This window comes from Amycolatopsis sp. NPDC003676 (assembly GCF_053587275.1).
In genome coordinates this window covers 1-12,080 of record NZ_JBSFNS010000176.1, presented here as the reverse complement: position 1 = coordinate 12,080, position 12,080 = coordinate 1, and the positions used below count along the sequence as shown (strand labels likewise).

Sequence of the window (12,080 nt, the reverse complement as noted above, 5' to 3'; positions counted from 1 at the left end):
ACCCATCTGTACGTGCGGGGAACCCTGAGGGAATCAGAGTTCCTCAGGGTTCCCCTCACGTCCCTGCACCGGCCGCCGGACCCCGAAAAGCCGTGAAGGGCTTCTCGAAGGAATCCCATTCCCCTCAAGAAGCCCTTCACGCAACCACCCCACACCCCCGGGGGTCTACTCCGACCGCAGCGTGTCCAGCCGTGTCACCTGCCGCAGCAGCGGCAGGGTCAACGCCGTCACCAGCAGCACCGCGGCCACCGCGGCGCCTGCCAATCCGGCCAGGACTCCGCCGTCCACCAGCATCGGCAATTTCGCCAGCCGTAGGATCGGCGCGGTCAAGCCCAGCCCCGCTCCGACGGCCAGCACTACCCCGACCACCACCGGAACCGCCGTCTGCCACAGTGATCCGCGGGCCAGCACACCGATCGGGACGCCGGACGCGGACAGCGCCGCCAGCGGACGACGCCGCTCGCTGATCTGCTCGATCGACAGCATCAGCAGGCTCATCGCGGCCACCGCCAGTACGAAAAGCGACGCGGTCAGCAGCACCGCACGGAAGCTCGCCAGCATCCGGTCGTCGCGGCCGGAGAAGTCGGCCAGGTAGTCCGTCTTGCCGACTTCCGCCTTCCACGCCAGCGGGCGCAATTCCGTCGCGACCCGGTCGATCAGCGCGTCCACGCCGCCGGGGCCCGCGACCAGCAATTGCACGCGTTCCCCCGGCGCCTGGATGCCGCCGAGCGCGCCGGGCGTGATCATCAGGTCGCCGGACACCCCCTTCGCCTCGTTGGCCGAGGACACCACCCGGAGGTTGTCCGGGACCGTCCACTTCGGACCGTCGACCTCGGCGTCCTTGCGGTAGTCGGTCATCCGCAACTCGCCCTTCGGGGCGGGCTGGGCCGACGAGCCCGCGACATAGAAGACGTCGCCGTCCGCGCAGTCGCCGATGTTCGCCTGCGTCTTCAGCGCCACGCAGTCCCCGAGAGTGCCGAAGACGTGCTGTTCACCGGACTTGAACTGCACGGATTTGGCGCTGTGCACGCCCGTCACCCCGGCGACCCCGGACAGCCGCTGCCGGACCTCGGCCTCGTGCGCGGTCGTCGTGTCCACCCGCACCGGCGCGGCCGCGACGCCGTCCGGCGTGTGGTACGACCTCGACGTGCGGTTGGTCATCGACGTGAGCACGCCCTGGATCAGGATCGTCCCGGCCAGCACCACGACCAGCCCGGACACCACCCGGCTGGCGGTGCCGCTGTCGAGCTGCAGCCGCCGGACCGCGAGCTGCCACGACGGCGGGCCGCCCTGCAGCCGTTCCACGATCCGTTCCACCAGCCACGGCAGCAGTGCCGCGACGCCGACGAGCAGGAACACGCTGCCCACCGCGAGCGCCATCGCCGCGCCCTGGTCACCCGACCCCGGCGATACGACGAGCGTCCCGAGCAGGAACACCACGCCGATCCCGGTGATCGTCCAGCGCCACCACATCCGCCGCCGCACCGGTTTGCCCTGGCGGACCACGCCGAGCGGTTCGACGATCGTCCGGCGCAGCCCGAACAGCCCCGAGCCGACCGCGAGCCCGGGCACGAGCAGCGCGATCACGAGCAACGAAATCCACGACGGCGTGAAGTCGTCCGCGAACACGCGGATGCCGAAGGGCAGCCAGTCCCCCATGAACGGCCGCAGCGCGTAGAACAGCGCACCGCCCGCCACGAGCCCGATGACCGCGCCGACCAGCGATTCCGCCGCCGCGACCCGTTTGATCTGCCGGGCGTCCACGCCGATCAGCCGGAGCGCGGCGAGCCGTCGTTCGCGTTGCGCCGCGCCCATTCGCGACGCGGTGGTCACGAAGATCAGCAACGGCAGCAGCAGCACCGCGGCGATCGGCGCGATGACCATCCACATCACCAAAGGCAGGGTGAACCCTTCGGCGGGCTTGCCGTAGGCGTAAACGCTGCTGGCGTTTTCGCCCTCGGCCTTGATCTCCGCGGCGGTCGACCCGTAGTACGCCGTCAGGTCGGCGGCGTCGCTGACCCCCGGCTCGGCGATCTGGCCGACCACGTTCCCCGGCAGCCGCGCCTTGAGCGACGCGCCGTCGGCCGAGTTCAGCTTCTCCGCCAGCGCCGGCGACACGATCACCTCGCCCGGCGCGGGCAGCCGGTCGAGCCCCGGCGGCACCGGCGAGTTCGGCCCGGTCGGCGCCACCGCAGTCAGCTGAAGAAAGTCCGCGCCGACCGACGGATACCAGCGGTAGGTCGCCAGCGGCGCGATCCCCTCGCGCGGCGCGGTGTCCTGCTTGATCGCCGCCGCGCGGTCCGCCCGCGCGTTCACCAGGTGGCTCACCGAGGCGGCGGGCAGGAGCACGGCGACCGCGAGCGCGATCCCGAACGCGGTCATCGCGAGCCGCAGGAGCGCCGATCCGGACATCCGGCCGCCCCCGACGGCCAGCCGGAGTCCCAGCAGCAGATCCCGCGTCATGCGACCAGCTCCCGGTCGACCGTGCGCCCATCCCGCACCACGATCTCGCGGTCGGAGTACGCCGCGACCCGCGGTTCGTGGGTCACCAGCACCACCGCGGCGTTCGTTTCCCGCGCCGCCTGGGTGAGCATCTGCATGACCTTCTCGCCGTTGAGCGAGTCGAGCGCGCCGGTCGGCTCGTCGGCGAAGACCACCTTCGGCCCGGTCACCAGCGCCCGCGCCACCGCGACCCGCTGCGCCTGCCCGCCGGACACGTCGCCCGGTCGGCGCTTCGCCAGGTTGTCGACCTCGAGCCGGGCGAGCCATTCCTTCGCCTTGGCCTCGGCGGGCCCGCGCTTCGCCCCGGTCAGCCGCAGCGGGAGCGCGACGTTCTCCAGGCAGGTCAGCTCGGGAACGAGCTGGCCGAACTGGAACACGAAGCCGAATTCGGTGCGCCGCAACGCACTCCGGCCCTTGTCGTCCATCGCGACCAGGTCCTGGCCGCCGTAAGTGATGACGCCCGAGTCCGGCCGGACGATCCCGGCGAGACAGTGCAGCAGCGTCGATTTCCCCGAACCGGACGAGCCCATGATCGCGAGCACTTCCCCCGCCGAGACGGCCAGCGCCGCCCCGTCGAGCGCCCGCGTCTGGCCGAACGATTTGTGCAGCCCGTTGCCCACGAGCAACGGAGTTCCCGGCCTGGTCATCAGCGCACCGCCTTCTCGAGTTCGCCGAGCCGGGCCGCGGTGAGCTCGAGCCACCGCAGGTCCGCCTCGAGATGGAAGAGCGCGTGGTCGCAGATCAGCTGATCGGCGAGGTCGCCCTCGTACTTCCGCTTCGTGAGCGAGCGCATCACCTTCAGGTGCTCGCTTCGCTGGACGTCGAGCACGTCGGTGGCGTCGCGGCCGGACAGCAGCGCGAGGACCACCTTCGTGTACAGCGTGTTCTGCAGGTACGGCTCCGGGTTTTCCGGAGTGCCCAGCCAGGTCTCGACGTCGGTGACCCCGGCGTCGGTGATCGTGTAGCGCTTGCGCTCCGGTCCTTCTCCGCTCTCGACCCCCGCGACCTCGACCATGCCGTTGCGCAGCAGGCGCGACAGCGTCGAGTAGACCTGGCCGTACGCGAGCGGGCGGTCGTGCCCGAACTGCTCGTCGTACGCCCGTTTCAGGTCGTACCCGTGTCTCGGCCCCGACTCGAGCAACCCGAGCAAGGTATGTGAAACCGACATTCCCCTGTTCCTCCCTTGACCCCGGAATCCCGGGGGTGAAGATCACTATATAACACAGGTATACGCGCCGTGTATACCACCGCAGAATAGTGCATCAGTGCAGGTCAGGAGGTTTCTCGCGGCGCGTCGGCGGGAGCGGCTACTTCCGTTCGCCGAGGTCCGCCCGGAGGCGCGTCAGCAGGTCCGCGGTCGTCTTCGCGCGGTCCGGCTCCCGGCTCGCGATGGTGTGCGCGAGGATGTCGGTGACGATCGAGGCGGTCAGGGTTTCGCCGGTGAACTTCGTAGGCGAATCCGGCGCCGGCAGCACCACGCGGACCCGGGATTCGAGATCCGCAGACAGGTCGCTCGTCACGAGCACTACCGCCGCGCCGACCTCCTCCGCGTACCGCAGGATCAGCTCGACATCGCGGTTCTGCCGAGCCGGGACGTACACGAGCACCGCGTCGTCGGTGCCCAGCGGAAGCAACGCGTCGGCGAGCCGGAACCCCGTGTCGTCGCAGTGCCGCGTCACCAGTCCGCGCCGGGCGAGCCGGAACGCGGCGTACTCGGCACACACCGACGACAGCCCGAGCCCCCAGGTGAACACCATCCGCGCGTCGAGCAGCAATTGCGCCGCCTCCTCGACCGCGTCCGGCGTGAGCTGCCGCTGCATTTCCTGCAGCCGCTCCGCACTGTCGGCCATCACCCGGTCGATCTGCCGCGACCCGGTCGACCCGAGGTTCTCGATCGCCGCACTCAGCCGGACGGTCGGCTCGGTGCGCGCGGTGAACGTCTGGCCGAGGTGGCGCTTCAACTCCGGAAGCCCCGAATAACCGAGCGCTTTCGCGGTGCGGACGACGGTCGCGTCACTGGTCCCGGCCGCCGCGCCGAGGTCGCCCGCCGAGGAGAACAGCACCTCGTTCGGGTTGGCCAGCATGAACCGGGCGACCTGGCGTTCGGCGGGCTTGAGGTCGTCGAGCCGGGCGCGGACGTGGTCGTCGAAGTGGTCGCCGCCGAGATAAGTAGTGGACATGACACCCTTGACTGGACGTAGTGGCTACTACAAGATGCCGGAGGGTTCTCCGTTGTGTAGTGAACCCTACCGCCAGCTCGACGAGGAGCGCTCATGAGCACAGATCAGCCCCTGGTACGGCTGCGCGGCGTCGGCAAGTCGTTCGGATCGGCCCGGGTGCTGACCGGGATCGACCTCGACGTGCGGCGCGGCGAGGTCGTCGTGGTCATCGGCCCGTCCGGGTCCGGGAAATCGACGCTGTGCCGGTGCGTCAACCGGCTCGAGACCGCGGACGAGGGCTCGATCGAGATCGAGGGCCGCCCGCTGCCCGCCGAGGGCGCGGAGCTGGCCCGGCTGCGCGCGGACGTCGGCATGGTGTTCCAGTCCTTCAACCTCTTCGCGCACAAAACGGTGCGGGAGAACGTGATGCTCGGCCCGGTCCGCGTGCGCGGGCTCAGCCGCGCCGAGGCGCACCAACGCGCCGACGAACTGCTGGAGCGGGTCGGCGTCGGCGCGCACGGCGACAAGTACCCGGCGCAGTTGTCCGGCGGTCAGCAGCAGCGGGTCGCGATCGCCCGCGCGCTGGCGATGGAGCCGCGCGTGCTGCTGTTCGACGAACCGACCAGCGCGCTCGACCCCGAGATGATCCACGAGGTGCTCGACGTGATGACCGCGCTCGCCGCCGACGGCATGACCATGATCGTGGTGACCCACGAGATGGGTTTCGCCCGCAAGGCCGCCGACCGCGTCGTGTTCATGGCCGACGGCCGGATCGCCGAATCCGCCGCGCCGGACGTCTTCTTCGGCTCGCCGCAGACCGAACGCGCGCGCGATTTCCTCGCCCGCGTGCTCAGCCACTGAGCCTGGAGGACCCTGATGCCCGCTCCTCTCCCCCGCCGGACCGCGTTGCGCGCCGGTCTGTTCGCCGCCGGCGCGGTCCCGTTGCTCGCCTCCTGCAGCGGCGGAAGCACCCGCACCGCAGGCAATCCCGCGTACGCCACGCTCGACCAAGCCGACGCCGTCGCGCACGGTCCGGTCGGCGTGAACCTGCCGGAAACGCCGACGCTGCACCGGATCCGCGCCCAAGGCGTGCTACGGCAGTCCGGTTCGGTGACCACGCCCGGGTTCGGCATGATGAACCCGGCGACCGGCAAGATCACCGGTTTCGACATCGGGATCGCCCAACTGCTGGCCAAATACCTGCTCGGCACCCCCGAGGTGGACACCATCACCGGCGGCGCCGACACGCGCGAAGCGATCCTGCAGAACCAATCCGTCGATGTCGCCGTCTGTACTTACACGATCAGCAAGAGCCGAGCGCGGCTTGTGTCCTTCGCCGGGCCGTACTACGTCGCGCGCTCCGGCATCGTCGTCGGCTCGGACGGTCCACAGATCACCGCCGTGCGCGATCTGGCGGGCAAAGACGTCGCGGTCCAGCCTGGCGCGGCGCAGGAAGCGCTGCAGAAGGCATGTCCGCAGGCCCGCGCGGTGGTGTTCGAGGAATCGAGCCAGTGCGCTGCCGCGGTACGGCAAGGCCGAGTGCAGGCGTGGTCGGCGAACACCGCGATCCTGCTGGGCAAAGCGGCGGTCGACGCGCGGCTGCGGATGACGCCCGCGACGTACGGCAGCAGCCCGTTCGGCATCGGGTTGCCGAAGGACGATCCGGCGTTCAAGCAGATCGTCGTCGGGTTCCTGCAGCGCATCGCCGCCGACGGAAGCTGGCGGCGGCTGTGGGAGCAGACCGTCGGCCCGCTCGTCTCCGGTCCCGCCCCCGAGCCGCCCCGGCCCGGCTCCGTTCCCGGCTCCTGAAGGGAGATCGCCCGTGCTTTCCGGTCATGCCGGTGAAATCCTCGGCGGTTTCACTACCACTTTGCTGCTCACCGCGTGCGCCTTTCCGCTCGCGCTCGTCCTCGGCTGCGTCGTCGCGATCTGCCGGATCAGCCCGGTCCGGCCGCTGCGCATCGCCGGCCGGCTGTATGTCGATCTCGTCCGCAACTCGCCGTTGCTGCTGATCGCCGTTCTGCTCATCTTCGGATTGCCCGACGCTGGCGTGTTGATTCCGTTGTTCTGGTGTCTGGTGCTCGCGCTGGGCGTCTACTTCGCCGCGTACGTCTGCGAGACCATCCGGTCGGGCATCCGCGCGGTGGATCGCGGGCAGGTCGAGGCGGCCAGGGCGATCGGGCTGCCGTTCCGCCGGGTCGTGCTGGATGTCCTTCTGCCGCAAGCGTTTCGTGCGATGGTGCAGCCGCTGGGGACGATCCTGATCAACGTCGCGCTCGGGTCGGCGCTCGGCGCGGCCGTCGGCGTGGACGAGCTGACGCTGGAAACCCGCTCGTTCAACCTCGAGACCGCCGAGCCGATCCTGGCCTTCGCCGTCGCGGCCTGCGGTTATCTCGTCATCAACCTGGCGGTCAGCGGGGTCGTGCGGCTCGTCGAGCGAAAGGTCCGGGTGCTCCGGTGAACGACGACATCCTCTTCGACGCACTCGGCCCGAAGGCCAAAGCCCGGCTGCGCACCGTGTCGATCCTTTGCGGACTCGTGCTGCTCGGGCTGCTGGCCCTCGTCCTCGTGCGGCTCGGCGCGTCCGGCCAGCTCGACCCGGCCCGCTGGGCGATCCTGGTCGACGGCGCGATGCTGCGGTTCCTCTTGCAGGGCCTAGTGATGACGCTGCTGGTCGGCCTGGTGTCCACGGTGCTGTCGGTCGCGGTCGGCGTGTTGCTCGCGCTCGGCCGGTTGAGCCGGAAGCGGTGGCTGAGCTGGCCGTGCGCCACCGTGATCGAGTTCTTTCGCGCGATGCCGCTGCTGCTGATCCTGTTCTTCTTCATGTTCGGGCTGCCGCTGCTCGGCGTCCGGGTGCCGATCTTCTGGCAGCTGGTGCTGGCGATCGTCGCGCACGCCGGCGCGATCTTCGCCGAGATCGTGCGGGCCGGGATCCTCGCGGTGGGGCGAGGGCAGAGCGAGGCCGGGCACGCGATCGGCCTGCGGCACTGGGAGACCATGGCGTTCGTCGTGCTCCCGCAGGCGGCCCGCGCGCTCGCGCCCGCGCTGATCAGCCAGACCGTTCGGGTCATCAAGGAATCCAGCCTCGGCTACGTCGTCGGCATCGCCGAACTGCTGAACAACGGCAAGGTGCTCGGCGAGTTCAGCGGCGATTTCATCCAGGCGTACGTCGGGGCCGGGCTGCTCTACATCGTCGTCAACATCGCACTCTCGCGGGTCGCCGAACGGCTCGCGAACCGCAAGAAAACACTCGTCCGGGAGCCTTCGTGACCTCTGTTTTTCCTTCAGTCGCCCCGTCCGAAGCGGGCCTCGACGCCCAAGGCGTGCGCGGTTTCCTGCAGCGGCTGACCGCCGACGGGATCTCGCTCGACAGTCTCCTCGTGTACCGCTCGGGCAAGCTGGCCTTCGAGCATTACTGGTGGCCGTATCGCGCGGACCGTCCACATACGACACATTCAGCGACGAAGTCCTTTGTCGGCACGTCGATCGGGCTCGCGCTGGATGAAGGATTGCTGCGCCTGGACGATCACCTGGTTTCGTTCTTCCCGGAACTCGTGCCGTCCGACGCGTCGGAGCACCTGCGCGCGATCACCGTCGAAGACCTGCTGACCATGCGGACCGGCCACCGCGTCGGCCTGTCCGGCAAGACTTGGCGGCTGCTCAAGACCAGCTGGGTGCGGGAATACCTGCGCACTCCCGTGGACCTCCCGCCGGGCAAAGCGTTCACCTACTCCAGCGCGACGTCGCACATGCTGTCCGCCATCGTGCAGCGGACGTCCGGCCAATCGGTCTTCGATTACCTGCAGCCGCGGTTGTTCGAACCGCTCGGTTTCGCCGGGCACAGCTGGGACACTGATCCGGAAGGCATCTGCTCCGGCGGGAACGGCCTCAGCCTGCGCAGCATCGACTTCCTGAAGTGGGGCGTCCTGCACCTGCACGACGGACTCTGGCAGGGCGACCGGATCCTGCCCGCGGGCTGGGTCCGCGAGGCCACCGCCTGGCACGTCCAGAACGCCGATGCCGGAACGTGGAACGGCACCGAATTCGTCCCGGTTTCCGGTGCCGACGCGGACGAACGCCCGGAAGGCTACGGCTACCAGCTGTGGCTGGACGCCGACGGCGGCTACCGAGCGTCCGGGATGTTCGGCCAGGACGTCTTCGTGCTCCCCCAGCACGATGCGGTAGTCGTCACGACCGGCAGTATCACGCACGGCAAGCACCGGCTGCTATCCGGTCTGGTGCACGATCTGCTGGTGCCCGCTTTCTCCGGTGCTCCTTCCGCGGCGACTGATGCTTCGCTGGCTGCCGAGCTCACGGTTGCCGCCCCGGCGCTTTCGCCGACCTCCGTTGCGCTGGACGGCCAGCGGTACGAATGCGAGTCCAATGAGGACGGACTCTCGGAGATCTCGTTCACTGTGGACGATGATGTCCTCGTGGTGACCTTGGACGACAAACGTGGCCGCCACTCGGTCCGGTGTGGACTGTCCACGTGGGTCGAGTCGGACACCGGCGTCAGCACCTGGCAGCTGCACCACTCGTACCAGGCCGAATCGACGCGCGTCCTCGCCGCGGCTCAGTGGCGTACTCCGCGCGAATTGGTGCTGGAGTGGTACTTCGTGGAATCGCCGTTCCACGACACCGTCACCATCGAGTTCGGCGACGGTCAGGTGCGCTGGCACCGCCGCACCAATGTCAACAGCGGGCCGACCGAGCGTCCAGCAGTTACGGCGAAGCTCGTCTGACGGCGTACGATCCCGCAGATGAGCCGCTTGGCCGGGATCGCCGAGCTCGTGCGCGAGCGCGGGGAACGGATGGTGCGTGCCGCCGACGACGTGGACGAGGTCGTCGGCGCGTGCAGTTCCGCCCTGCGCCCGCACACGCTGCGGGTCCGCGAGCGCCGGCTTTCCGCGCGGCTCGACCACCTCGCCGCCGGTTCGGTCTCGCTGAACCGGCTGCGGTACGGCGCGGCCGTGAGCATCTCGGAGCTGGCTCCCGAACAGGACGAGTTCCTGCTTTCGCTGCCGGTGGGCGGCCGGGCGCGATTCGCCTACGGCGCGACGAACGCGGTGCTGCGGCCCGGCGCGGCGTCGGTGGTGAGCCCGTACCGCGCGTTCCAGCTCGACCTCGACGGCGAGTTCGACCAGGTCGTGCTGCGCCTCGACCGGCCGCTGGTCGAGCGGACCGCCGCGCTGCTCGCCGGGGTGCCCGGCACGGTGGCGGTGCAGTTCGACCTCCGCGCGAACGCCGCCTCCCCCGGCGTGCTGGCGCTGGTCGAGGCCGCGATCCACCTGTCCGGCGGAGGCGCGCGGCCGGGGCACCTCGAAGCGTTGCTGGCCGAGACGTTGCTGCTCCGCCACCCGAACACCCTCAGCGAAACCCTTGCCGCCGAAGCGAAACCGCCGTCGTCCGCCCGGGTTCGCCGCGCGATGGACTACCTGCTGGCGCATCTGCCGGAGTCGTTTTCGATGGCCGCGGTGGCGCGGCATTGCGGAGTGTCGCTGCGCAGCCTGCAGCTCGGCTTCCGGCGCGAAACCGGCCGGACTCTCAGCGAATGGCTCCGCGAACAACGCCTGGACCGAGCCCGCGCACTGCTGGCCGCGGCGGATCCGGCCAGCACCACGGTGACAGCGACCGCGACCGCTTGCGGCTTCGTGCATCTCGGCGATTTCGCCGCCCAGTTCAAGCGCCGGTTCGGCGAATCGCCGTCCGCGGTGCTGCGCAAAACCGACGACGGCGGTTCGCCTGGGCGATAGTCCCGGCGCGGCGGGCTGCGCAGACTTCTGCGCATCGCAAGTCCACACCGCCCGAGGAGACCGCCGTCATGCCACTATCCATTGAGGACAAGCTCGCGATCGTCGAGCTTTCGAACACCCAAATGCGCGCCCTCGACAACCACGACGTCGACGGTTGGGTCGACGCCTGGGTCCCGGACGGACAGTTCATTTCCACCTACGGCACCTTCACCGGCCGCGCCGCACGGACCGAGTTCATCCAAGGCCACATCGCCGCCGGCAAAGAGGACGGTGCCCGCCACCTCTTGACGAACTACGTCGTCACCGGCGACGCCGACCGCGCGACCGTCACCTGCCTGGTCACCAAACTGCAGGTAGAAGCGCCGCCGTTCATCATCGCCACCGGCGTCTACCAGGACGTCGCGGTCCGCACCGCCGACGGCTGGCGCTTCGAATCCCGCCGCCTGGACATCGACCGCGGCGTCTTCGCCCGGGCCGAGGCGGCCGCGCGATGACCGGCCTGGCCGCCGAACGGTGGGGAGAATCCGGCCCGCCGATCGTCATGGTGCACGGCAGCCTGAGCTCGGCTGCCACCGCGTTCGGCGAGCAGAAGGTGCTCGCCGACCGGTTCCGGATCATCGCCCCGTACCGTCGCGGGTACCAGCCCAGCCCGCCGACCGCCCGCATCGACCCGGACCGCGACGCCGCCGATGTAGCCGAACTCCTAGGCGACGGCGCCCACCTGCTCGGCACGTCAATGGGCGGCGTGGTGGCCATGCGCGCCGCCGCGCTCGCGCCGGAGAAGGTCTGGTCGCTCACCGTAGTCGAGCCGCCCGCCCTGCCGAACGGCTCCGGCCGTCCCGCTGCCGACCGGCTCGCGGTTGCCCTCCGCGACTACTGGGCGGCCACCGCGGACAGCGATCCGGCGACGTTCGTGGCTGGGTTTCTTCGGGTGCTGAACGTCGATCTGCCATTGCCGTCGCCGCTTCCGCCGCCGTTGCTGGAGGCCGCGCGCAACCTGATGACGGAACGGCCGTGGGAGACGGGTGTGCCGGTGGAGGCGCTGGCCCGCACGCCGTTCCCGAAACTGGTGGTGACCGGTGGCGGTACTCCGGGGTTCGAGGATGTCGCCGATGCGCTGGCGGAAGGGTTGTCCGCGAAGCGGGTTCTCTTCCCGGGGAGTCCGCATGCTGTGCAGCGGATCGGGCAGCGGTTCAACGAGGAGTTCCTGGCCCATTTGGCAGGTTAGGGCTTCGGCGGGCCCGGCCAGCGCGGGCGACATGGCTGGTTCGGACGCCTTCCGCCCGATGCCGCCTGCCTACCCTGATCGGACTACCTCGAGGTTTCGCGCCCGGTGCGACGAGGTATCGCTCCGGGCGACGCTATTCGCCAGAGGAGGAACCATGCACGCACAGCGCGGAGATTGGCTGGTCGTGAAGGGAATCCACGTGGACGTTCCGGAGCACCGGGGCCGCATCGTGGCCGTGGGATCGCCGGACGGGGACCCGCCGTTCACCGTCCGCTGGCTCGGCGCGGACCACGAGTCGACGGTCTTCCCGGGCCCGGACGCGATCGTGCTGACCGACGCCGAACTGGCCGCCCAGGACGCACGCGCCCGGCGATAGCCCCGCCAGTCGTCTGTGAGGGGAACCCTGAGGGAACCTGATTCCCTCAGGGTTCCCCTCAC

At 69.8% G+C, this 12,080-nt stretch carries 13 protein-coding genes; 9 read left to right on the top strand and 4 right to left on the bottom strand.

Annotated features, from left to right (window positions below; genetic code table 11):
- Positions 1 to 165: 165 nt before the first annotated feature.
- From ACWDNU_RS43140 to ACWDNU_RS43125, 4 genes are all read right to left on the bottom strand, one after another.
- Positions 166 to 2,463, bottom strand: coding sequence for an FtsX-like permease family protein (locus tag ACWDNU_RS43140; RefSeq protein WP_449673110.1), 2,298 nt, complete (start codon positions 2,461 to 2,463; stop codon positions 166 to 168).
- Positions 2,460 to 3,149: an ABC transporter ATP-binding protein gene (locus ACWDNU_RS43135; protein WP_449673109.1), complete on the bottom strand. Its 690-nt coding sequence runs from the start codon at positions 3,147 to 3,149 to the stop codon at positions 2,460 to 2,462. The genes ACWDNU_RS43140 and ACWDNU_RS43135 overlap by 4 nt, the downstream gene beginning before the upstream one ends.
- Positions 3,149 to 3,670, bottom strand: coding sequence for a PadR family transcriptional regulator (locus ACWDNU_RS43130; protein WP_344264414.1), 522 nt, complete (start codon positions 3,668 to 3,670; stop codon positions 3,149 to 3,151). The genes ACWDNU_RS43135 and ACWDNU_RS43130 overlap by 1 nt, the downstream gene beginning before the upstream one ends.
- Positions 3,671 to 3,809: 139 nt before the next feature.
- A complete protein-coding gene (locus ACWDNU_RS43125; RefSeq protein WP_449673108.1) occupies positions 3,810 to 4,682 on the bottom strand; it encodes a MurR/RpiR family transcriptional regulator in 873 nt (290 codons plus the stop codon).
- Positions 4,683 to 4,775: 93 nt separating this feature from the next.
- On the opposite strand from ACWDNU_RS43125, the gene ACWDNU_RS43120 reads away from it, so the two are divergent.
- The 9 genes from ACWDNU_RS43120 to ACWDNU_RS43080 all read left to right on the top strand — a co-directional run bounded on the left by ACWDNU_RS43120 (position 4,776) and on the right by ACWDNU_RS43080 (position 12,018).
- A complete protein-coding gene (locus tag ACWDNU_RS43120; protein ID WP_370938105.1) occupies positions 4,776 to 5,522 on the top strand; it encodes an amino acid ABC transporter ATP-binding protein in 747 nt (248 codons plus the stop codon).
- A 15-nt stretch (positions 5,523 to 5,537) separates the two neighbouring features.
- Positions 5,538 to 6,470, top strand: coding sequence for a transporter substrate-binding domain-containing protein (locus ACWDNU_RS43115; RefSeq protein WP_449673107.1), 933 nt, complete (start codon positions 5,538 to 5,540; stop codon positions 6,468 to 6,470).
- 13 nt (positions 6,471 to 6,483) lie between these two features.
- Entirely contained in the window at positions 6,484 to 7,122 is a 639-nt protein-coding gene (locus ACWDNU_RS43110; RefSeq protein WP_344264404.1) for an amino acid ABC transporter permease, read from the top strand.
- A complete protein-coding gene (locus ACWDNU_RS43105) occupies positions 7,119 to 7,931 on the top strand; it encodes an amino acid ABC transporter permease (protein ID WP_370938107.1) in 813 nt (270 codons plus the stop codon). The genes ACWDNU_RS43110 and ACWDNU_RS43105 overlap by 4 nt, the downstream gene beginning before the upstream one ends.
- Positions 7,928 to 9,403: a serine hydrolase domain-containing protein gene (locus ACWDNU_RS43100; protein WP_449673106.1), complete on the top strand. Its 1,476-nt coding sequence runs from the start codon at positions 7,928 to 7,930 to the stop codon at positions 9,401 to 9,403. The genes ACWDNU_RS43105 and ACWDNU_RS43100 overlap by 4 nt, the downstream gene beginning before the upstream one ends.
- A gap of 18 nt (positions 9,404 to 9,421) precedes the next feature.
- Positions 9,422 to 10,414 (top strand): AraC-like ligand-binding domain-containing protein, encoded by a 993-nt coding sequence (locus ACWDNU_RS43095; RefSeq protein WP_449673105.1) that lies wholly within the window; start codon positions 9,422 to 9,424, stop codon positions 10,412 to 10,414.
- Positions 10,415 to 10,482: 68 nt separating this feature from the next.
- Entirely contained in the window at positions 10,483 to 10,908 is a 426-nt protein-coding gene (locus ACWDNU_RS43090) for a nuclear transport factor 2 family protein (RefSeq protein WP_449673104.1), read from the top strand.
- Positions 10,905 to 11,642 (top strand): alpha/beta fold hydrolase, encoded by a 738-nt coding sequence (locus ACWDNU_RS43085; RefSeq protein WP_449673103.1) that lies wholly within the window; start codon positions 10,905 to 10,907, stop codon positions 11,640 to 11,642. Before ACWDNU_RS43090 ends, ACWDNU_RS43085 begins: the two co-directional genes overlap by 4 nt.
- Before the next feature lie 154 nt (positions 11,643 to 11,796).
- A complete protein-coding gene (locus ACWDNU_RS43080; RefSeq protein ID WP_370938112.1) occupies positions 11,797 to 12,018 on the top strand; it encodes a DUF1918 domain-containing protein in 222 nt (73 codons plus the stop codon).
- Positions 12,019 to 12,080: the final 62 nt, after the last annotated feature.